The sequence below is a fragment of the Pseudomonas lundensis genome (assembly GCF_001042985.1).
Lineage (GTDB): Bacteria > Pseudomonadota > Gammaproteobacteria > Pseudomonadales > Pseudomonadaceae > Aquipseudomonas > Aquipseudomonas lundensis.
This window is the reverse complement of sequence record NZ_JYKY01000024.1, coordinates 27,948-49,916: the sequence shown is the minus strand read 5'-3', so window position 1 is coordinate 49,916 and position 21,969 is coordinate 27,948. Positions and strand designations below refer to the sequence as shown.

The 21,969-nt window shown below is 62.0% G+C and carries 19 protein-coding genes; 14 read left to right on the top strand and 5 right to left on the bottom strand.

The window, feature by feature from the left end:
• Positions 1–16 precede the first annotated feature (16 nt).
• A complete protein-coding gene (locus tag TU74_RS17715) occupies positions 17–310 on the bottom strand; it encodes a hypothetical protein (RefSeq protein WP_047273226.1) in 294 nt (97 codons plus the stop codon).
• A 92-nt stretch (positions 311–402) separates the two neighbouring features.
• On the opposite strand from TU74_RS17715, the gene pbpC reads away from it, so the two are divergent.
• The 12 genes from pbpC (at position 403) to TU74_RS17660 (ending at position 14,553) form a co-directional block, all read left to right on the top strand.
• Positions 403–2,739: a peptidoglycan glycosyltransferase PbpC gene (gene pbpC, locus TU74_RS17710; RefSeq protein ID WP_048377194.1), complete on the top strand. Its 2,337-nt coding sequence runs from the start codon at positions 403–405 to the stop codon at positions 2,737–2,739.
• Between the two features lie 461 nt (positions 2,740–3,200).
• Positions 3,201–3,725, top strand: coding sequence for a hypothetical protein (locus TU74_RS24770; protein ID WP_241485586.1), 525 nt, complete (start codon positions 3,201–3,203; stop codon positions 3,723–3,725).
• A gap of 93 nt (positions 3,726–3,818) precedes the next feature.
• The gene (locus tag TU74_RS24765; RefSeq protein ID WP_241485585.1) at positions 3,819–4,892 is read left to right on the top strand and encodes a collagen-like triple helix repeat-containing protein; all 1,074 of its coding nucleotides are present in this window, start codon (positions 3,819–3,821) and stop codon (positions 4,890–4,892) included.
• A 188-nt stretch (positions 4,893–5,080) separates the two neighbouring features.
• On the top strand, positions 5,081–6,733 hold the full coding sequence (locus tag TU74_RS17700) for a ShlB/FhaC/HecB family hemolysin secretion/activation protein (protein ID WP_082149891.1): 1,653 nt from the start codon (positions 5,081–5,083) through the stop codon (positions 6,731–6,733).
• 411 nt (positions 6,734–7,144) lie between these two features.
• The gene (gene cpaB, locus TU74_RS17695) at positions 7,145–8,074 is read left to right on the top strand and encodes a Flp pilus assembly protein CpaB (protein ID WP_048377193.1); all 930 of its coding nucleotides are present in this window, start codon (positions 7,145–7,147) and stop codon (positions 8,072–8,074) included.
• Positions 8,075–8,103: 29 nt separating this feature from the next.
• Positions 8,104–9,330 (top strand): type II and III secretion system protein family protein, encoded by a 1,227-nt coding sequence (locus TU74_RS17690; protein WP_047273232.1) that lies wholly within the window; start codon positions 8,104–8,106, stop codon positions 9,328–9,330.
• Entirely contained in the window at positions 9,327–10,517 is a 1,191-nt protein-coding gene (locus TU74_RS17685) for a CpaE/TadZ family protein (protein ID WP_048377192.1), read from the top strand. Before TU74_RS17690 ends, TU74_RS17685 begins: the two co-directional genes overlap by 4 nt.
• Positions 10,514–11,791 carry a TadA family conjugal transfer-associated ATPase gene (locus TU74_RS17680; protein WP_048377191.1) on the top strand — a complete coding sequence of 426 codons (1,278 nt, stop codon included), beginning with the start codon at positions 10,514–10,516 and terminating at the stop codon, positions 11,789–11,791. The genes TU74_RS17685 and TU74_RS17680 overlap by 4 nt, the downstream gene beginning before the upstream one ends.
• Positions 11,792–11,801: 10 nt before the next feature.
• The gene (locus tag TU74_RS17675; protein ID WP_047280005.1) at positions 11,802–12,686 is read left to right on the top strand and encodes a type II secretion system F family protein; all 885 of its coding nucleotides are present in this window, start codon (positions 11,802–11,804) and stop codon (positions 12,684–12,686) included.
• A 1-nt stretch (position 12,687) separates the two neighbouring features.
• Complete coding sequence (locus TU74_RS17670; RefSeq protein WP_047273236.1) at positions 12,688–13,572, top strand: type II secretion system F family protein; 885 nt, start codon at positions 12,688–12,690, stop codon at positions 13,570–13,572.
• 14 nt (positions 13,573–13,586) lie between these two features.
• Positions 13,587–14,270 (top strand): tetratricopeptide repeat protein, encoded by a 684-nt coding sequence (locus TU74_RS17665; protein ID WP_047273237.1) that lies wholly within the window; start codon positions 13,587–13,589, stop codon positions 14,268–14,270.
• Positions 14,271–14,283: 13 nt separating this feature from the next.
• Positions 14,284–14,553: a DUF3613 domain-containing protein gene (locus TU74_RS17660; RefSeq protein ID WP_047273238.1), complete on the top strand. Its 270-nt coding sequence runs from the start codon at positions 14,284–14,286 to the stop codon at positions 14,551–14,553.
• Positions 14,554–14,605: 52 nt separating this feature from the next.
• Here TU74_RS17660 and TU74_RS17655 read toward each other — a convergent pair whose 3' ends face one another.
• Complete coding sequence (locus TU74_RS17655; protein ID WP_048377205.1) at positions 14,606–15,382, bottom strand: response regulator transcription factor; 777 nt, start codon at positions 15,380–15,382, stop codon at positions 14,606–14,608.
• 119 nt (positions 15,383–15,501) lie between these two features.
• Positions 15,502–15,975: a prepilin peptidase gene (locus tag TU74_RS17650; RefSeq protein ID WP_047273239.1), complete on the bottom strand. Its 474-nt coding sequence runs from the start codon at positions 15,973–15,975 to the stop codon at positions 15,502–15,504.
• Positions 15,976–16,046: 71 nt separating this feature from the next.
• Between TU74_RS17650 and TU74_RS17645 the strand changes: the two genes are divergently transcribed.
• The gene (locus TU74_RS17645) at positions 16,047–16,487 is read left to right on the top strand and encodes a TadE/TadG family type IV pilus assembly protein (protein ID WP_047273240.1); all 441 of its coding nucleotides are present in this window, start codon (positions 16,047–16,049) and stop codon (positions 16,485–16,487) included.
• Positions 16,484–19,234, top strand: coding sequence for a PAS domain-containing sensor histidine kinase (locus TU74_RS17640; protein WP_048377190.1), 2,751 nt, complete (start codon positions 16,484–16,486; stop codon positions 19,232–19,234). The genes TU74_RS17645 and TU74_RS17640 overlap by 4 nt, the downstream gene beginning before the upstream one ends.
• Here the strand turns inward: TU74_RS17640 and TU74_RS17635 are convergent.
• Positions 19,219–21,204: a pilus assembly protein TadG-related protein gene (locus TU74_RS17635; RefSeq protein ID WP_048377189.1), complete on the bottom strand. Its 1,986-nt coding sequence runs from the start codon at positions 21,202–21,204 to the stop codon at positions 19,219–19,221. The two genes, TU74_RS17640 and TU74_RS17635, sit on opposite strands and share 16 nt — an antisense overlap.
• A gap of 143 nt (positions 21,205–21,347) precedes the next feature.
• Positions 21,348–21,953 (bottom strand): DUF4136 domain-containing protein, encoded by a 606-nt coding sequence (locus TU74_RS17630; RefSeq protein ID WP_047273243.1) that lies wholly within the window; start codon positions 21,951–21,953, stop codon positions 21,348–21,350.
• Between the last annotated feature and the right edge of the window lie 16 nt (positions 21,954–21,969).

The following is a 21,969-nucleotide window of genomic DNA, read 5'->3' as shown; positions in this document are numbered from 1 at the left end:
GCTGCCTCGCCGCGTGTCAGCTGATGACCCAGCTCAACACCCACAACCCCAGCAACAGCCAGATCACGCCACCGATGATGGAAGCCCGCATGAAGGCGCGCACCGCGTTGTACAAAAACAGCAGGCCGATCACCAGCACCGCAATGCTGACAATCGAGGTGTCCATGCCGAGCGCTCGGGCCATGCCATCAATGAAATGACTGCCTGCCTGGGTAATCGCATTGAAAAGGCCGCTCAGGCTTTCGACGATCCAGCGAACCAGCGTGCCCAACCAAAGGCCCAGATTTCCTACAAAACTTTCGACGTGCATGGGGATGTTCCGATTAAGAAGACGGCCACTGTGCCAGAGATACCCCTTGGGCAACCAGTCAGGGCGCAAAGTTGCGTCACGGGCGGATGTTAATGGGATCGCGGCTTAAAAAATGCCTGCGCGGGATACTCGCCGCCACAGTGCTGCTGTGTGCCGCGCTGTGGCTGGCCGATAAAATCTGGCCGCTGCCCTTGCCCCAGGATGATCTGGCCCGTGTCGTATTGGCCGAAGACGGCACCCCGCTATGGCGCTTTGCCGATGCCAATGGGGTGTGGCGCTACCCGGTGAGCACGGATGAGGTGTCGCCGTATTACCTCGACGCCTTGCTGACCTACGAAGACCGCTGGTTCTTCCGTCACCCCGGCGTGAACCCGCTGGCGCTGGGGCGTGCCGCCTGGCAAAACCTCAGCGGCGGGCGTGTGTTGTCGGGTGGCAGCACGCTGTCGATGCAGGTGGCGCGGCTGCTCGATCCCCATGAACGCACGTTGCCCGGCAAACTGCGCCAGCTGTGGCGCACAGCCCAGCTGGAATGGCATTTGTCCAAGGACCAAATCCTGAACCTGTACCTCAATCGCGCGCCGTTCGGGGGTACTTTGCAAGGGGTGGCAGCGGCCAGTTGGGCGTATTTGGGCAAGTCCCCGCAACACCTCACGCATTCGGAGGCCGCGCTGTTGGCCGTGTTGCCGCAAGCCCCCAGCCGCTTGCGCCCGGACCGCCACCCGGCGCGCGCGCAGGTGGCGCGGGACAAAGTCTTGCGGCGGTTGGCCGAGTACGACGTGTGGCCGCGCACCGCCGTGGACGATGCCCTTCAAGAGCCGCTGCTCCTGGCGCCGCGCCTGGAACCCAGCCTCGCTCCCTTGCTGGCGCGGCGGTTGAATCGCCCCCACAGTCCGCCGCTGATACGCACCACGCTGGACGCCAACCTGCAACGACGTCTGGAAGACCTGTTGCTGGGCTGGCGTGCGCGTTTGCCGGATCACACCTCGGCGGCAATTGTGGTGGTCGAAACCGACAGCATGGCCGTGCGTGCTTACTTGGGGTCGGTGGACATCAACGACGCGCGGCGTTTCGGCCATGTGGACATGATCAGCGCCATGCGCTCGCCGGGTTCAACGCTCAAGCCGTTTTTGTACGGGATGGCGATGGACGCCGGGCTGATTCATTCCGAGTCGCTGCTGCAAGACTTGCCCCGGCGCTATGGCGACTACCGGCCGGGCAACTTCTCCATGGGCTTCAGCGGCCCGGTCTCGGCCAGCGCCGCGCTGGCCCTGTCCCTCAACTTGCCAGCGGTGCAGTTGCTCGAGGCCTATGGGCCGAAACGCTTTGCGGCGGACCTGCGCAACGGCGGCGTGCCGCTGACGCTGCCCGCTTTGGCGGAACCCAATCTGGCGTTGATTCTGGGTGGGGCGGGCAGCCGACTCGAAGACCTGGTCAGTGGTTACAGCGCGTTGGCCCGCGACGGCAAAAGTGCCACGTTGCGCTTGCAGCCCGACGATCCACTGCACGAACGGCGCCTGCTGTCGCCGGGCTCGGCATGGGTCATCCGGCGCATTCTGAGTGGCCAGGCACGCCCGGACCGTGACCCGCGTGCCGAATTAGTGCAACGCCCCGCGCTGGCGTGGAAAACCGGCACCAGCTACGGCTTTCGCGATGCGCTGGCGATTGGCGTAGGGCCGCGCTACTTGATTGGCGTGTGGATCGGGCGCCCGGACGGCACGCCGGTGCCGGGCCAGTTCGGGCTGGCCTCGGCAGCCCCGCTGATGCTGCAAGTGCACGATGTGCTGAGTAATCGCGACAGCCAGCGTGGCATCGTTGCCCCGGTGCAGGCCGTGCCGGGCAATGTTGGCGTGGCAGCCATTTGTTGGCCGTTGGGCCAGCCGCTGAGCAAGGGCGACCCCAACTGCCGCCGCCAGCGTTTTGCCTGGACGCTGGATCACACCACGCCGCCGACCTTGCTGGCGGCCGATCAACCGTTGAGTGTGGGGTTGCGCGAGCAGGTATGGGTCAACCCGCAAGGCGAGCGCGTCGGGCCGCAATGCCCCGGCGCGCAACCTCGCGAGGTGGCCCTGTGGCCCGCGCCGCTGGAACCCTGGTTGCCACGGGCAGAGCGACGGGACGCCCGCATGCCGCCAGCCTCGGTCGAGTGCCCGCCACCGGCGCTGCATTCGGTCACGCCGTTGTCGATCGTTGGCGTGCGCGACGGTGACCGCCTGCGCAGGCCCGCGGCGAGCGTGCAAGCGTTGCGGCTCACGCTGACGGCACTGGGCGGCGATGGCCGACGCTGGTGGTTCCTTAATGGCGTGCCGCTGGGCGACAGCGCCCACCAGGACGCGCTCAGCACCTCGCTCGAACAACTCGGGCGCTACGAACTTAGCGTGCTGGACGAAGGTGGGCACACCGCGCGTGTCGAATTCAGCGTGGTTGAGTGATCGGCTCAGTGCGCCTTGGCGCTGCTCGCCCGCGACGAGCGACGAGAAAACACCGTATCAATTGTGTTTATCACCTTGGTGTCGGGTGCGCAGTGCCTCTTTCAAGCGTGTTGATAATTCACGCTTTTTAAACCCTTGTCCCTCCTAATGGATTAACCCCAACGTATAGGCGCGCCCCCGCTATATAAGGGGTTAATACCAAGTTGAGAATTGCCCGACGCGTCCCTCGGGGTTGTTATGTCTGCAACGGATAAACGTATTGCTGGCGACAGATCAGGAAACGTTTGAACTCAGGCAAGCAGGTGCAAGGGACTCAATCATGAATACTCAACTGTGGTTAAAAACAAGTACTGCCTTACTGCTGGTCATGACAGTCAGCCTCAGTGGCTGCCATAGCGGTGGCGGCGGGTCCAAAAGTCATGTGGCCGCCAGCACTCCCGACAGCACCACGGATGGAGGCGATGGCGGTACAGATGGCGGTACTGGCGGTGGAACGGGTGGCGGTACAGGCGGTGGCACCGGTGGTGGAACTGGTGGCGGAACAGATGGCGGCACAGGCGGCGGTACAGGTGGTGGAACTGGTGGCGGAACCGGTGGTGGTACTGGCGGCGGAACTGGCGGTGGAACCGGTGGCGGTACAGATGGCGGAACTGGCGGTGGAACCGGTGGTGGAACTGGTGGTGGAACCGGTGGCGGTACAGATGGCGGAACTGGCGGCGGAACCGGTGGTGGCACAGGCGGCGGAACTGGCGGCGGAACCGGTGGTGGCACAGGCGGCGGAACTGGCGGCGGAACCGGTGGTGGCACAGGCGGCGGAACCGGTGGCGGTACAGGCGGTGGAACGGGCGCTGGTACGACTCCGCTGGTCACCGGTCAGGTGGTCGGCCAGGTTGGCACGGCGCTCGGCGGGGTCGGCACGACCGTCAGTGATCTGGGTACGACGTTGGCCACTGTTCCCGTGGTCGGTGTGGCAGGTGGTCTGGTGACCAATACCGGCAACGCCGTCACCTCGGTCACCGGGGGGGGGCACCAATGGCCTGGGCTCGCTGGGGACTAATAAAGACTCGCTGGGCATCACCGTGGCAGGCGCTACCAACGCCGTGAGCGATGTCGGTAAAGGCGTCACGTCATTGGGCACAGGCGTCAGCACGTTGATCGATAACACGCCGATCAGTCAGATCCCCGTGGTGGGCGGGGTGGTCAATAAAGTCACGGATGCAACGGGTGGTCTGGTGGGCAATGTGGGCACAACGGTCACCATGATCGGCAACACCCTCACCGGCGCCGCCACCACCGGGCCATTGAGCAAAGTGACCGGTGGCCTGAATGACAAAGTCGTGGTGCCCGTGATTTCACTGGTGGAAAACACCACGGGCAAAGTCGGCACGGCGACCGGACTCGGGGCGCCTGTGGATGGCCTGCTGAACAAAGTCGGCGGCGTGGTTGGCGGGCTGGGTGACAAGGTGGCCGGCACCGGTAATGGCAACCCTGTGACCGGTCTGGTGGGCGGGGTGTTGACGGGTGTTGCCGGGGCTACGGACAAGGCCGGCGGCTATGTCAATCCGGCACCCGCAGCGGGCGGTGGTACGGGTGGCGGGGCAGGCGGCCTGCCGGGGATTGCGGGCGCCGGGTTGCTGGAAACCGTGGGTGGCGTGGTCAATGGGGTAAGCACCGGGCTGGCCGGTGGCAGCACCAGCGGTGTGGTGGATGCCGCCGGTGCCAATGGCAATGCCATCGGCAATACCGTGGCCTCCATTGGCGGTGCGCTGGGCGGTACCGGAGTGGCGAACAACGCCGCGGGCGCCCCGTTGGCAGCGGTCACCACCACGGTGGGCACGGCGCTTAATCCGGTCACCAGCACCGTGACCAGCGTGACGCAAAACGTCGGTGCAGCCACGGGTGTCGGGGCGCCGGTCAGCGGCTTGCTCAATCAAGTGGGCGGGGCGGTCAGCAGCGTGGGTGTGAAAGTAGATGCGGGCAGCAACAACCCGGTCGTGAGCGCAGTCGGTCAAACGGTCAATACCGTGGGCGAAACGGTGGGTGCGGTCGGAGGACTGTTGAACGGTGGCACCACCGCGCAAGGCGGCGCGACAACCGGTGCTGTGGGCGGCTTGGGTGGGGTACTCGGAGGCCTGGGCAATCTGGGCAAGTAAAACTAACGAATTGCACCTGGCCGGTTCGACGGCCTCACCTACAGCGCCTACGCTTGGTTGAGACGAGAGGTTCTGATGAACCTCTCGTCTTTTTTTGAGCCAAGGATCTAGGGCTTGCACCGGGTAGCGTCGCCCTGAGATGACGCACCCACCTGGTTATGTCGCTGTTGTTGACCATGGAGTGTCATATGCGTACTTACGTTCCTCTCGTATTTGTTGTGCTGACCCCGTGCGTCATGGCCGAGCCCTTGCCGCGCTACCTCAACAGCAACGAAATGATGCAGACCCTGCCCACCCCCAACCTGCCAGTGGACGCTTACCGCCCGCAAAAGCCAGCGTTGCAATTGCCCAAGCCCGGCGCGGTCGAGCCGCCACCGTTGGTGATGGGCACCAGACTCACCATCCGCAAATTACAGATTGAAGGTGGCACCGTGTACCCGCTCAAGGAGCTGGGCGCTGCCTATCAATCGTTACTGGGCCATGAGATCACCCTGGCGCAATTGATCGATGCCACGCGCACCATCACCCAGCGCTACCAAACCGATGGTTACTTGTTGTCGTACGCGTTTTTGCCGCCGCAAAATTTTGATCAGGGGCTGGTGCGGGTGGTGCTGGTGGAAGGCTACATCCGTGATTACACCGTGCAGGGTGATGTCGGTCGGGTGAAGGGCTTCATCGATGAACTGGTGGACAAGCTCAAGGGCGAGCGCCCGCTGACCCGCAAAACGTTCGACCGCTACGCGACCTTGATGGGGCGCCTGCCGGGCGTCACCTTGCAAGCACAAGTGCCGCCGCCCGGCACCACGGATGGCGCCTCGACCCTGACCATCAATGCCAGCCGCAAACCGTTCACCACCAGCATGAGCCTCACCGAAGGCAGCCGCGACAGCACGCAGGCACTGTTCGGGGTCAGCAGCAACTCGCAAACAGCGATGGCCGAGCAATTGAGCGTCAGCGGGTTGTTCCCGCCCGGCAACGACAAAGAACATTACTACCGCATCGACTACAGCCAGTACCTGAACGCTGAGGGCACGCAGTTGAGCCTGTATGGCGCGCGGTATCGCAGCGATCCGGGGAGCAGCATTGCCACCAGTGACGGGTTTGAACTCAAGCCGCATCGCGAGAACGACCGCTTCTCCATCGGCGTCAGCCACCCGCTGATCGCCGCCCCCAACCAATGGCTCAGCGTCGGCGCCCGGTTGTACGGCGTGAATGACCGCACCGATTACGAGGTGGTCGGCTTCCCGGTCAGCCTCAGCGAGAAAACAGACGTACGCGCCCTGGCGTTCGAGGGGGACTGGCGCAAGTCCGATAACAAACAACTGCGCATCGTCAGCGCGGGTCTGTATCAAGGCATGAAAGGCCTGGGCGCCAAGAGTGAAACCAACCTCACCGGCAATCAGTACGACCTGGATTTCTTGCGCCTGCGTTTGTCCGGCGTGCAGAGCGATACGTTTTTCGAGAATTGGCAGGGCGTGATGTCCGGCGCCCTCTACTGGAGTGCAGACAGCTTGCCCGACAGTGAGCGAGCGGTGTTTGGCGGACAGAACTTTGGCCGCGGCTACCCCGACGATCAGGCGTCCGGCGACAAGGGGTGGGGGGTGGCGTATGAGGTCAACTACAGCTTCAACCGCGAAGGGCCGTGGGTGAAATTGCTGCAGCCCTACGCGGTGCTGGACAAGGCCAAAACCTGGTTCAACGATTTGCCATTCAAAGGCTCGGACATGTCTTCGGCGGCGGTCGGGCTGCGTTTTGGCGACAAACAGTGCGAGCACCACCGCCACCATGGCCGCAATCAGGGCGTATTCAATGCCCGAAGCCCCGTCCCGGCGCTTGATTAATTGACGGGTCTGATACACGCAGAACGCCTGAGTCGGCACATACACTTTCAGAACAGTATCCAGAAGCATCTGACTTCTCCTTAGTGCGCCGAAGCGGGCACTGTGTAACGTAGGTGCTACATACTTCCCATTTGCCATCAGAGCATTGCCAACAAAGCCCGACCTCACAACTGTAAGAAAGGATTAATCCGAAAGTAGTAATCCAAACGGATCAGGTCATCCGCCATCAAAAACGTTAAACAAATCAAAGTCCTCGAATGTCCTGTCAGAAATAACCCGGTCAGTAATGGCGTTTTGTCCTACCTGCGCTACCTTCAAATAGCGAAATGGTTGCAACTGGCCAACCGTTCATAGCTACCTGATTGCGCATGATTTTTTGTCTGCCGTACGCAATGGGAAAGGGAGAGCCATATGAACAATCGCCGGAGTCTGGTGCTCGCCGCGATCTTGTTTTTGGGGGCTATTGCCGCCGGTTTCTGGGGGTTGATGCTGGCCCGTCAACAGCCTGTTCCTCCTGCTCCGGTGGCGCAGGTGGTGGAGCAAGGGGTGAGCCATATTGAAGACCAGACCAAGCAAAGCGTGGTGGTGTTGACCCGCGATGTCGCCCCGCATGTGGCCTTGACTGCCGATGATTTGACGCTGGAAAAATTACGCACGGCGCCTGCCGGGAGCCTCACCGCTATCGACCAGGCGGTGGGACGCACCCCATGGCGAGGGCTGAACGCGGGCACCTGGCTCAATGAACACAGCTTCGAAATCGGCGGGCCGCTGGCGCGCATGATTCGCCCTGACGAACGCGCGCTGGCGGTGGCGATTGATGAAGTGGCCGGGGCCGCGGGGCAGTTTGGTCCGGGGGATTACGTCGACATTCTGCTGTTTCTGCGTCAGGACACCACCAACCCTGAATCCTCCACACAAGTGGTGCTGCCTGCGGTGCGGGTGTTGAGCATTGGCGATGAATTGGGTCTGACCAGTGACGGCCAACCGGTGAGTCAGGCGCTGACCGCCGAGCAGGCGCAACTGCAAACCCAGCGCCGGGTGACGGCACGCACCGTGGTGCTGGCCATCCCCGAGCCGCTGGTCAATCAACTGATGCTTGCCGCGCAGGCCGGAACCTTGCGTCTGGCGGTGCGCAGCGCGCAAGAACAACGCTTGAGCCACTACTGGTCAGGTGAAAAAGACGCGGCGAGCAATCTGGCGGCCGCCAGACGCAGCCTCTACCAGTTCAATCAACTGGCGATGGCCACGCCGGCCAACAAGGCGCCACTGACAGCCCCGGCCGGTCCGCCTCGGGCCCGTGGGATAGAAATCATTCGAGGCACCCAGGCGCCCGCCCACTAAAACATTCCTGATCTGCAAGGAAGCCCAGCATGAGTCAACGTTGTGTGCCGCTGTTTAAACAAGTTGTCTGGACGCTGATGCTGGGCGGCCTGTGTGTTGACATGGCAATGGCTGCGTCGGCGCATTGCGCGTTATTGGGGCCATTGCCCGCGGTGCTGGAAGTGGCCCAGGGCACCCAGCAAGCACTGGATTCCCCCGTCAGCATCACCCGCATTGCCGTGGGCGATCCGGCCATTGCGGACGTCTATGCCAACGGTGACAGCGCCTTTTTGCTGACCGGCGTCGCCCCCGGCACCACCAGCCTGATGGTCTGGACCGCGTGTTCCAACAAACCGCGCCAAAGCATGGTGTTCGTCAAAGGTAAAGCCGCTGCCGGGTTTACCAGCGCGTCACTGTCCCCATCGCAAGACCCGACGTTGCCCAGCCAGGTACAGACTGATATTCGCTTTGTCGAAGTCAGTCGCACCAAGCTTCAGGAGGCCAGCACCTCAATTTTCGGCATGGGCAGCAACTTCCTGTTCGGCTCGCCGGGGTCGCTGATTACCACCGCTGAAAACGTCATCACGGGCGGCCCCCCGGCCGACAACAAGTACTTCAACATCGGTTTTGGGGGCGGTCGGGTCAAGGCCATGATCAATGCGCTGGAAGGCAGCGGGTTTGCCTACACGTTGGCGCGTCCGAGCCTGGTGGCGCTGAGCGGTCAAAGCGCCACGTTTCTGGCCGGCGGCGAAGTGCCGGTGCCAGTGCCCAGCAGTGGCAGCGACAACGTGTCCATCGAGTACAAGGAATTCGGGATCCGCCTCACCCTGACCCCCACGGTGGTCAGCCGTGATCGCATCGTGCTCAAAGTCGCGCCCGAAGTCAGCGAGCTGGACTACACCAACGCCGTGAACATCGCAGGCACGCTGGTCCCCGGGCTTAAGGTGCGCCGCACCGACACCAGTATTTCCCTGGCTGACGGTGAGAGCTTTGTCATCAGTGGCCTGATCAGTACGCGCAATAGCTCACAGGTCGACAAATTCCCCGGCTTGGGCGATATCCCGATTCTCGGGGCGTTTTTCCGCTCCTCCAACATCAGCCGCGAAGAGCGCGAGTTGCTGATGATCGTCACCCCGCACCTGATCCAGCCGCTGGCGGCCACTGCCCAGTTGCCTTCATTGCCCGGAGAAAAGCTGCGCAATTACGACCCCAACTGGTATCGCCTGTATTTTCTCGAAAACGGCAATTTCAATCGCCGTAGCGGGTTATCCAAATGAGCCAAGGACTGAGCCAGACATTTCTCGCGTTAACGCGCAACATCACCGACCTTGAATGGTTGCAAGGCGCGCTGGCGCCCATCGGCCAAGTGGTAGGCGCCAGCACTGGCAGCCTGGATGAGTTATTGGCGCTGGTGGACGTGACCTTCGCCGGGCTGGTGTTCGTGGGGCTGGACCGCGAGAAAGTGGTCGCTCAGTGCGCCTTGATTGAAGGCGCGCTGGAAGCCAAGCCGATGCTGGCCATCGTGGCCCTGGGCGATGGCATGGACAACCAGTTGGTGCTCAACGCCATGCGCGCCGGGGCGCGGGATTTTGTCGCGTATGGTTCGCGCTCCAGCGAGGTGGCCGGGTTGGTCCGGCGCCTGAGCAAGCGCCTGCCTGCCGTCACGCCCAATGCACAATTGGGCGGCCTGACGGTGATGTACAGCGCGCAGTGCAACGCCGATGGCGCCTTGCTGACCAGCCACCTGGGGCTCGTGGTGCAAAAGAGCGACCAGCAAACCCTGCTGCTGGATTTGGGCCTGCCCCGTGGCGACAGTCTCGCGCTGTTGGGGCTGCAAAGCGCGTTCTACTTCGGTGATGCCTTGCGCCATTTGCGGCGCCTGGACAGCACGTTGATCGACAGCGCCTTCAGCGTCGCCCCCGGTGGCTTGCGCATTCTGGCGTACAGCGACAGCGACGAGCCTCTTGAGCACACCAGCGCGGCCGAGTTGTACATGTTGCTCAGCGCCTTGCGTCAGCACTTTCAGCACATCGTGGTGAACCTCACCGGCCAGCCCGACAGCGAAGCGCTGCGCACCTTTGTCAGCCATTGCGACAAATTGCTGTGGTACACCGATCAGAACGTCCTCGACTGCCGACGCAATCTGGCGATTCTCAACCTGTGGCGCGCCAAAGGCATGAACCTGGAACACGCGCGGATGCTGGTGGACCGTTACCTGCGCGGCGTGGCGCCCGACGCCGACGCACTGGCCAAAACCTTCGGCCTTGAAGTGCTGGCCACGCTACCACCTGCTGACGAACTGCGGATGAACGCCAAGAACCAGGCCACCACCCTCTTCGAACTCGGCCCGCGTGAGGCGCTGACCCAAGGCCTGAAAACCCTGGGCGAGCGCCTGGCCCAACGTTCTCAAGGGCTTGCCAGGCCCTCAGCCCATTGGCTGAGCCGCTTCTGGGGGGCTAAATGAACGGTGAAAAACTGTTCGGTGCCGGCCTGCACGGGGCGCACGGGCATGCCGAGCACGACAGCCTGAAACGGGTGCTGCACCGCTACATCATCGAGGCCATTGAGGAAACCGGCAAAAACCTGCTGGAAGACGCGCGCCCCGCGCTGGCTCATTTCGTCACTGACAAAGTGGCTGAATACGTGTCGCGCCTGCACCTGGCGATTTCACGCTATGAAATGGAACGGCTGGCCGAGGAAATCGTTGACGAACTCACCGGCTTTGGCCCGCTGGAAGTGCTGCTGCGCGATCCGGCGGTCACCGAAATTCTGGTCAATGGCCCGCACCGGGTGTTTATCGAGCGCGACGGCATCCTGCACCTGAGCGAACTGCGCTTTATCGACGACCACCACGTCGAGCGGGTCATGCAGCGCATTTTGGCGCCGTTGGGGCGACGGCTCGATGAGTCCTCACCGATGGTCGACGCGCGCATGCCCGATGGCAGCCGGGTCAACGCGATCATCCCGCCGATTGCGCTGGACGGCCCGTGCCTGTCGATTCGAAAGTTTCGCAAGGACATGCTCAAAAGCACGGACCTGATGGCCATGCAAACCATCGATCAGGCGATCTATGACTTCATTCAGGAGGCCGTGAGCAAGCGCTGCAACATCCTCATCAGCGGCGGCACGGGCACCGGTAAAACCACGCTGCTCAATATCCTCAGTCAGTTGATTAACCCCTATGAGCGGCTGGTCACCATTGAGGACGTGGCCGAATTACAGCTCGGTCACCCGCACGTGGTGCGTCTGGAAACCCGCCCGCCCAATGCCGAAGGCCATGGGGAGGTCAAAGCCAGCGACCTGATCCGCAACGCCCTGCGGATGCGCCCCGACCGCATCATCCTGGGGGAAATCCGCGGCGTTGAAGTACTCGACGTACTGACCGCCATGAACACCGGCCATGACGGCTCCATGAGCACCGTGCACGCCAACACCGCACAGGATGCGCTGTTGCGCCTGGAAACCCTCGTGGGCCTGACCGGGCGCACCGTGGCGGAGAAAACCCTGCGCCAAATGATCTGCGCCGCGCTGGACGTCATCATCCAGCTCACGCGCATGCCCGACGGGCGTCGCTGTGTCAGCGAAGTGCTGGAGGTGGTGGGTGTGCGCGATGACGTGTATGTCACCAACACCCTGTTCCGGCTGGATCGGCGCACCGGGGTCGGTTTCATGCGCGAAGCGCTCAATCCGGCGGGCGACAAGTTACGTCGCGAGCCAATCGTAAACCTTCAAGGTTGAGGGGCCCGCCATGATCCCGGCCCTGCTGCTGTTATTGATCGCGTTGCTGATGGCGTGCCTGGCGCTGTTTATTGTGTTCCGTGTGTTGCGCAATCCGACCACCAGCCGGGTGCTCAATCGGTTAGCGCAAGGGCAACCGCAACCGGCCCCGCATTTGGGCGGGCTGCTCTGGCTGGACCGCGCCTTTTTGCAGGCCGGGCTGCCCCGACCGTCGGAGCGCTTGCGACTGTGGCTTGGCCTGTGGCTCGGGGCGATGCTGCTGGCCGGGCTCGCAGGCGGCTGGATGGCGGTGCTTGCTTGCCTGCTGCTGCCACCGCTGTGCCTGAAGCTGTACCTCAGTTGGCGCTACCACCGTCAGGTGCGGCGCATGGTTGAGCAACTGCCGCCGTTACTGGATCACGCGGTGCGCAGCTTGAAGGCGGGTCGCACGTTGGCGGATGCCGTGCTCAATGCGATTGATGCCTCCAGTGACCCGCTCAAGACCGCACTGGGCCGGGTGTCGCGCAATGTGCAATTGGGCGTCAGCTTGCCGGAAGCGGTGCAGGACGTGGCCGAGCTGTACGAGCGTGAAGAGTTTCGCCTGTTTGCCCTGGGCCTCAAGGTCAACCAGCGCTACGGCGGCAACGCCAGTGAACTGCTGGAAAACCTCATCACCCTGATTCGCGAGCGCGAACAAGGCGCCCGTCAACTCAAGGCCATGACCGGTGAGACGCGCTTCACGGCCATGGTGCTGGCCGTTTTGCCGCTGTTGGTGCTGGTGTATTTCATGCTCACCAACCCCGCTTACCTGCCCAAAATGTGGAGCGACGCCTCCGGGCAGCACTTGTTGCTGACGGCGCTGGCGATGCAGGTCATTGGCTGCTTTACCCTGTGGCGCATGGTGCGGAGCGTATGACATGGCCTTGCTGATAAGCGTTGTCTTGCTGTTGGCCGCCCTGGCACTGGTCATCAATAGCGTGATCCAGCAGCGGCTGCGCCAACAACGTGTGATGCAGCGCCTTGAGGGCGGGAAAACCGGTACGCACACGCTTGGCACCTGGCTGCGGGCTGTCGGCAGCAGCAAAGTGGGCCAGCGCTCGGTGTCGCTGGACCACGAAACCCAAACCCTGTTGACCCGGCTGGGGTGGCGCACGGCCAGTCAGCGCTCGCTGTTTGCCGCCTTTCAGATTGGCACCCCGGTGGTGCTGGCCGGGTTGGTGTTCGTGGGGCATAACGTGTTCTACCCGGACACGGGCAATGTGTGGGTGGGGCCGCTGTTCGGGCTGGCCATCGGTTACTTGATTCCCAAACGGTTACTGGCCTACGCAGCCGCCCGGCGTCAGCAACAGGTGGCGATTGAGGTTTCTACATTTATCCCGCTCCTGCGCATTCTCTTTGAGTCAGGCATGGCGGTGGAGCAAGCACTGCGCGTGCTGAGTCAGGAGGCGCGGCAGTTGTTGCCCGTGTTGACTGGCGAGCTGCGACTGGTGCTGGCCCGTGTCGATTCCGGGCTGGAACTGGGTCAGGAGCTGCAAAAAGCCGCGAGCTTGCTGGCGGTGGATGAGTTCGACGACACCTGTGTGATTCTTCAGCAACTGATCCAGCAGGGTGGCGGCGCCATGAAGTCGTTGCAGGCGCTCAAAGCATTGCTCGATGACCGGCGCCTGACGCGCATGCAGGAATACATCTCGAAAATGTCGGCCAAGATGTCGGTCGTGATGATGGTGTTCCTGTTTCCGGCGCTGCTGATTGTGTTGGCTGGCCCCAGTTTTATCGCTATTTCACGGGCCTTCGGGTCTTGACCGGGAGTGTGAACATGAAAGCTGTGATCGTCGCGTGCGGGCTGCTGATGCTGGGCGGCTGTGCGAGCGGGGGCGCGAGTAACCCGCCGTGGCTGGCCCTGAACAGCAGTTGCGCCAAGTTGAGTGGCGATCAGGAGTTGTCAATGAACCTGGCCGACGACATGGCCAAAGAAGGCAAGCTGCACGCCAGTCTGGCCAATCTGCAAAGCCTGCCCGAGCGCTACGGGCAGGTGCAGTTGCGCAAGGCGCGCCTCTACCGTCAGTTGGGCCGCAGCGAGGCCGAGCCTCTGTATCGAAGTTTGCAGGGCACCTGTCTGGCAGCCGAGGGCGAGCATGGCCTGGGGCAACTGGCGGCAGCCCGAGGAGACAACGCCCAGGCCCTGGCCTACCTGCAAAAGGCCGCCAGCCTGGCCCCCACCGATGACAAGATCCGCAATGACTTGGGGGTGGTGTACCTCAACCTGTTGCGCCTGGACGACGCACGCTTTGAGTTTTTGACCGCGCTGGAACTCAGCAAAGAGGACGACACGTTGGCGGCGTTGAACCTGGTGACGTTGTTGATCTATCAGGACAACTGGAAGCAAGCGGCAGAACTGGTCACCCGCGCCGGACTGACACCCGAGCAAGTGACCGATGCCCAGGCCCGTGCGCAAGCACTCAAAGCCCCGGCCAGCGATCAGGTGGCGGTACTCAAATAATCGGAGGTGTGCGATGGCGATGACTGTACGTGTCGGCGTGTTACTGGTGTGGATGCCCTTGAGCGCGCTGGCCATCGAGCCGGGGCCGTCGTCCCGCTACCAGCAGGAAACCGAAAACTGGTTGCAGGTTCAGGTCAGCGGCAAAGAGGGTTCAACGGTGCCGCAGACGCTTACCCCGCAAGAGCGCGAACAAAGCCTGCAACGTTTGCTGAAAAGTTACGATCACGAAATCCCGGAGTACTACAAACAGGAATCGGGCGGCGGGGGCGGGACGTCCAATTAACGCGCGCCACCGCCTGTGCACGCTGAACACCGCGAGCACAGGCGTGGGGGCTTCAGTGGGCCGTCAGCCGGTGCTGTTTGGCGCTGGCATTGGGCGACAGCGCCAGGGCCAGTTGAGTGCGGTTGTTCATGTGGGTCAGGCGTAATACTTGTGACACGTAGAGTTTGACCGTGTTTTCCGTGATGCCCAGGTCGCAGGCGATCTGGTAGTTGGTCTGGCCTTTGCCCACCAGTCGGGCCACGTCGAGCTGGCGCGGTGACAGTTGCTGGAAAATCGCCGGCATGGCGTGCGAATCCTCTTCAGCGACGCCGTCCACGCCCGCGGTCAGTGGCGGTTGGCGCACGGATTCCATGTCCTGATACAGGTCGTCAATGGAGTCCGCCAAAAACTGAAGCTTGCGGTTCAAGTGCCCGAGCTGGACGCTTTTCATCCGTTCGCGCAGTTGCTCTTCCTGACGTTGGATGCCTTCAAGCAGTTCATTGAGGTCGACCGGTTTTTGGTAGTAATCCGCGATGCCGATGCGTAAGGCTTTGATCACATCCTGTTTGTCGGCGCGGCCGGTCAGCAGGATGCTTTCGAACAGGCGTTGTTTACCGGCGTGCTTTTGCAGGTGTTGGGTGAGTTCGATGCCATTCATGTCCGGCATGTGCAAGTCACACAGCACCAGACCGATTTCAGGGTCTGCGTTGAAGCACTCAATGGCTTCACGGCTCGACTCACAGGGCACGCACCGGTAGCCACTGCTTTCCAGAAACTCGCAGAGTTCTTCGACGATCAAGGGCTGGTCGTCGACCACCAGTACTTTTATGAGAGGGCTGAGCTGGTTCACGCGGTACTCCATGCCTGGCAAGCCTGTTCAAGGCAAACTGCGCCACTCATCGTGAGCAGGCTGGTTTAAAAGTAGACCCAGTTTCCCGTGCTGTACATGGAATAAATCCTACGTCTGCACTAGGGCATGCACAGCGTAGCCAACGCAAAACCCGCCAGCAAAAAGGGCGCGAAGGGGACTTTTTTTGACAGCGGGCCGGGGTCGCCGGGTGCAGGTGTTGTAACCCGTTGATACACAAGCGGCAGGATTTTTGACGCGATCAGCAGCCATAGCGCGGCACACAGGCCAGCGCCGATAAAGGTGCCCAGCACCGTCAGACGATCGGTGGCCAATGCCAGGGTTACCAGCAGCTTGACATCCCCCGCGCCGAACTTATTGAGCGCATAACCGGGCAGGGTCAGCACCAGCGCAATCAGCAGTGCCACCAGGGCTTCGCTGGGGGGTGCGCCGAGCCAGGTGTGGCCGCTCCAGAGCAGGTACAGCACTGCCAGGGCCATGCCGCCGAGGGTCAGGGTGTTGGCGATCTGGCGTTGGTACAGATCCTGAAGTGCGCACGCGGCCAACCAGAGGAACAGGATGAGTAATTGCGTCACGTAATCGGCGTCCCTTTTTGGCGAATGATTCTATGCTGATATGACGTGTGGTTTTCAGGGTAGACGCAGTCATGAAACCAGGCCTCCCCAGAAAAGAAAAAGGCGCAGCGGCCATCGAATTTGCGCTGGTGTTTGTGGCGTTTTTCGCTGTGTTTTACGGCGTCGTGAGTTACAGCTTGCCGCTCTTGCTGATGCAGTCGTTCAACCATTCCACGGCCGAGGCGGTGCGCCGCAGCGTGGCGCTGGACCCGACCGTTTCCCCCGCGACCTACACTCAGGATGTGCAAAATCGCGCCCTGAGTGTGTTGAGTGACCAACTCGCGTGGGTGCCGAGCGCCTTGAAAGGCAGCCTCAATCAGCAGGCGGTCTATAGCGGCGGGGTGCTGACGGTCACCGTCAGCCTGCCAGCCTCGGCGTTAAGCGCCATCATGCCGGTGCTGGTGCTGCCGGGAGACATCACGGTGCCCAGTTTGCCGACCACGTTAACGGCTCAATCGAGTCTGCAGTTTTGATCAGCGGCGAGCGCTTGTTGGGGCGGCTGCTGGGGCGAGCAGACGAGCCCGCAGCGTTGGCGGATACGCCTGCCCTGCGTGTGCAGGCGGGCATTCAATTGCGGCTCGATCAGCACGGCCATGTGCTGGAGCAGCATGGCCTGGCCATGGCGATGGGCAGTGGCCCGCCGCGCCTGTTGATCGATTATCTGGTGCCGGGCAGCACGCTGGCACTGGAAGGCACGCCCCGGGATTGGCAGGGGCAAAGCCTGGACCTCATGTTTCAGGTCGGCGGCGGCCCTGTTGTCTACACCCGCGGCTGGGTCCAGCCGCACGGTGACGACTGGTTACTGCAATTGCTGGACATCAGCGATGTGCTAATGGGTCAACAGCAGGCGCGCAGCCGGGAACTCACCCACCTGCTCACCACCCACATGGGGGAGCAATTGCGTCATTGCGGCCATGGCCGGCTGCCCGCGGTGGTGACCGATCTGCTGCAGCAGGTGGCGCACCATTGGCATATCCCGTGTGTAGCCCTGGCGTTGCCCGACACCACACAGGCCGAATGGCGCATTTACAGTGTTTACCGCCAGCATGATGCCCCCGCGCTGTGGGAGGTCGATCAAGCTCTGGGCAGCACCCTCGACAGCTTCAATGGCCACGCGCCCCAGCGGTTTGAGGCGCTGTATGGCCTCAACGACAAGCCCCGGCTGAGCGGGCTGTTTGGCAACACCGATGGCTTGCTGGTGCCGTACAACGATCATCAAGGGGTGAGCGCATGGCTGTTGTTTGGCCAGTACCCGGCGAGTCGTCACGCCCCGGCCATGGGCGACATGGATTGGCTTCAGGTGTGCGCGGCATTGGCCGGGCCGCTGCTCAGTCGCTTGCGTGAGTTGCAACATGTGCAGCAGATGGAGCGCATGGAGGCATTGCAGGGCCTGCTGGGCAGCGGCTGGTGGGAGTGGTCGGCCAGCACCCGGCAACTTTTGCTTGCCCCGCCCCTGGCCGCCAGCCTGTTGCCCGATCAGCCTGCGCATGTGCCCCGAGAGGCGTGGTTGGGGCTGTTTCACCCGGCGGACCGCGAAGAGCTTGCCAGCCGCTTCAATGACCTGCTGTCCCACGACACGCCTCTGTTGCTGTGCGTGCGCTTGCACCAACCCGACAGTACGCGGCCGGTGATCTGGTACCGCATTCAGGGCCAGGTGCTGGGCGGTGAAGGCGGGCCGCGTGTTGTGGGGTTCATGCTGGATGTCAGCGACATGCAAAATCAGCAACAGCAAGCGGCGGCGGCCCATGCCCGACTCGACAACCTGATCGCCAGCTCCCCGGCGGTGATTTATGTACAGCGCTATGCCGAGGGCGCGTTGCTGCCTGAATTCTTCAGCGCCAGTTTGCAGCCCTTGTTGGGCTGGACGCGTGAAGAATGCACGGCCGCCACGTTGATTGAGTGGGTACACCCTGACGACCGTGCGCAGTACTTCGAGCGCACCCGACGCCTGTTGCGCGAAGGCAATGTGCGCAGCCGCTATCGACTGCGCGACCGTGAGGGCGACTACCACTGGTTACTGGACGAGGCCCGGTTGCTGCGCGACGACCTGGGCCTGCCGGTCGAAGCCGTGGGCCTGTGGCTGGACATCACCGACGCCACGGAAGCCGCAGAACGAATCAAACACAGCGAAGAGCGCTACCGCATGCTGGTGGAGGATTCCCCGGCGATGATCTGCCGCTACACCCCCGACTTGACCCTGACCTTCGGCAATCGCCCACTGGCCAATTACCTGGAGTGCGCGCCCGAGCAGTTACCGGGCATCAACCTCAGCGGCTGGTTGTCGCCGGAGCAACAGCGGGCGTTTGTGCAACGTTTGGCCACCTTGACCCCCGAATTCCCGGTCAGCACCGCCGAAATCAGCCTGCAACTGCCGGGGCGCGAACATGCGTGGTGGGTCTGGTCGGATCGCGGCGTGTTTGATGAGCTCGGGGTGTTGGTCGAAGTGCAGGCGGTCGGGCGCGACAACACCGAAGTGCGGCGTTCGCAACAGCAACTGACCCAGAGCGCCAAAATGGCCACCCTGGGCGAGATGGCCTCCGGGCTGGCCCATGAGATCAACCAGCCGCTCAATGTGATGCGCATGGCCATCGTCAATGTGCTCAAACGCCTGAGCAATGGCGATGTGCAGATCGATTACCTGCAAGACAAACTCAATCGCCTCGACACCCAGGTGCAACGCGCGGCGCGGGTGGTGGACCACATGCGTGTGTTTGGTCGACGTTCGGAGATCGAACAGCAGGTGTTCAACCCGGCCATTGCCATCGACGGCACGCTGTCACTGCTCAGTGACGGCCTGCGCGGCAAAGGCGTGGAGATTCGCTGCGAAGGCCTGGACTGCGCCGTCCGCGTACGGGGTCATGTGGATCAACTGGAACAGGTGCTGATTAACCTGCTGGTCAACGCCCGTGATGCCTTGCTCGGCCAGCGTGAAAAAGACCCTGACTTCGCGCCGTGGATCGCCCTTGGCATCGAAACAGACCCCGGCCACGTGCGCTTGTGGGTACACGATAACGCAGGCGGCATTGACCCGCGACTGCTGGAGCGCATCTTCGAACCCTTCTTCACCACCAAACCGGTCGGTGTGGGCACGGGGCTGGGGTTATCCGTGAGCTACGGCATCATCGAGAACATGGGCGGTCGGCTGAGCGTCAGCAACACCGAACACGGCGCCCGCTTTTGTATAGCGCTGCCGGTGGTGGGCGATCAGAGCACCAGTTGAGCGCGGCCGCCCTGATTGCAGGAAAGATTGGCGCCTACTTCTGCATTACCCAGGCTGACCCCTAGCGCCCCCAAGAGCGTGTTGAGGATCGGGTCCAGCAGGTTGGACAGTAAGCCGCTTAACGCGGTGGAAAGAATGCCCGTCACTTGATTTATCAGTCCGGCCACGCCCGTCAGGGCATCGTTGGCCACGCTGCCGGTCTGTGGCGTGTACGTCACCACCATGTTGTCAGCCAGCGAGTCACCCAGACTCTTGATGATGCTTGCATTGCTATTCAGAGGTTTTTGGTAAACGGGCGGATTGTTGACCTCGGGTAGCAAAGGCGCACTCCATGTTTGCGGCTGAGAGTTGGCCGCTATTTGCGTTTGCACCTTCAGGCCCAGCCCACCCCCTTTGCCGACTTGCAGCGGGCCGCATAGCAACATGACCGAGCACTTGGTGACATCAATACTGATCAGTTTTACCGGGTCCACGGCCAGGTAATTCAGCTTGTTGATTTCAATCGACGATGGAAACGCACCGTTGGCTGGCGGGCTGCCAATACTCAGCTTGGCTGCCGCGGTAGATGTTTGCGCTGTCAGGCTTTTGGTGGCCTGACTGGAGCAGTTGTAAGCGGTCACATAACTGTTGGCACTCGCCGCTTCCAGATAAATATCCAACGACGACGCAATGCTAAGGGACGTTCGCTCGCACGCCAGGACGCACTGCAAGACTCCGATTAAATCCAGATTCAGCAATTTGTTGACGATATCGGTCAGGGGCGAGAGCAGTTGGGTGAGCGCAGACACAATCTGCGACACCAGTTTGAGAACTGCCAGATCAATATGAATGTGCGTCTGAACTTGCGCTGTTTTGACGTAGATGCGGTTAGCACCGAAAACCGGATCTTTAATGGCCAGTGCCGGGTTGCCAATCACCGACATTTGCGGGGGCTCAATCACTTTGATTGACACCGTGACGGTGCCTACCAGCGCAATCGTTGATGTGATATCGGCGGCCACTGCACTTTTGCCATTTGACAGTTGCACAATCCCTTGCAACAGATCAAAGACTGTCAGATTGGTGTTCAGGCCAGCACTTGAGGTGCCATTCTGGAGCTTCAACAAGTCGCCCAATTTCAGTATTTGCGTGTTAGCGGCGATTAACTTGATGGTGGTCAGCGCTTGCACAGCAACCGTGGCGCCCGGCCCGCCTTTTTGCAGCACATTAATCGCGGCATTAATCAACTGAGTTGCAGACACGTTTGTATTGAGCAATTGCGCGTAATCACCGGCATTCAGGTTCAGGTCGATGGCCAGTTGATCGAGATAACTCAGCAAGTTGATATTGGTGTTGGCCAGCCCCTGCCACGATGCAAGGCTCAAGTTCAATTTGCCCCCCAGCAGGCCGCCCACAAGGCTGTTGAGCAATGGCGAGTTGCTTGAATTGATATCTGCCAAAGACGACCTGATAGTGAGCGCTGCCAGCGGGGCGCCTCCCGTGGCCCCCACCGCACTGGCCGTCAGTTGGGTATTGAAGCCGAAGGTCCCGTTGGAAAACAGGTTCCACAGCCCGCCTGCCACGCTGGTCGGCACGACGGTGGTGGCGATGACGCGTATCGCGTCGGACTTACTCGCATCGGCGCTGAAGGTGCGCAGTTTGTCGCTGCCGGTCACCAGGGTGCCGCAGGTGGCGCTCAACGTTTGCGTACTGCCGGGGGTGAAACTGTTTCGCGTGGCGCTGGCGATGGCGTAGGTGCTGGCGGTCGTGGTGCCGGTTGCCAGGCAGTTACCGCCCCGGCTGACGGCCTCCAGCACGGCGACGTCAGCGACCCGTTGCAACTTGCGCTGTTCCAGATACAAGCGGCCGCTGTCGACCACCAGCAGCATGAACAGCAACACCACGCCGAGGGTCACGGCGGCCATCAAGCCGATTGCACCGCGCTGCGAACGAAGGGTGCACAGACGCGGGCCACGCAATGGGGGAGACATCGAGCACTCCTTTGCCGGCCTGCTGCCGAGCGCAACTCTCCACGGGTGAAGGGGGGTGTAGTCAAGGTGTGCGGACGCTGCGTACCCGATCTCGGCTTCGTTGCTCAGCAGCGACTACAGCCGGTGTCGTCGCTGCCGGGCGCTTAGTTCGCTGTCGGTTTGGGCGGGTAGTCGCTCAGGATTTTGCTCACGGCTTCGTGGATCGCCGCGCTGCGTTGCGCCGGGTCGGGGTTTTTATCCACGACTTTTTCCGCGCTGCCACGCCACACCAACTTGTCGGTTTTGGCGTCGATCAGGTCGATTTGCAGGGTGCCCACTTGGTAGTTGATGTTGCGCACTTCATCGTAGACCGGTGCGCCCCAGTAACCTTCCCACGGGCCACCCCAATAGCCGCCCCATGGCCCACCCCACGGGCCGCCGTAGCCATAGCCGTAATTGGTCACCACCTGTTCCTGGCGTTCGGCAACGATCAGGTAGGTTTGTACCCACAGGTCGGCTTTGGTCGCCGGGGTGACTTGGCGCAAGCCGCGCTGGTCCAGCTGATAAGCCACCGCCTGGGTGATGCGTTGTTGGGTCAGGTCGCTTTTGAGCATCGGGTTGTTGGGCACAAATTGCAGGGCAGGTTCCTTCCACGCCCAGGTGTGGAACGTGGCGAAATCAACGGACGGGTTGTAATCGTGTGTGACCTGCATCGATTCGCAGGCGCTGAGCAGCAGTGCCAGCCCCACGAGCGCTATTCGACGTAGCATGATGATTCTCCACTTC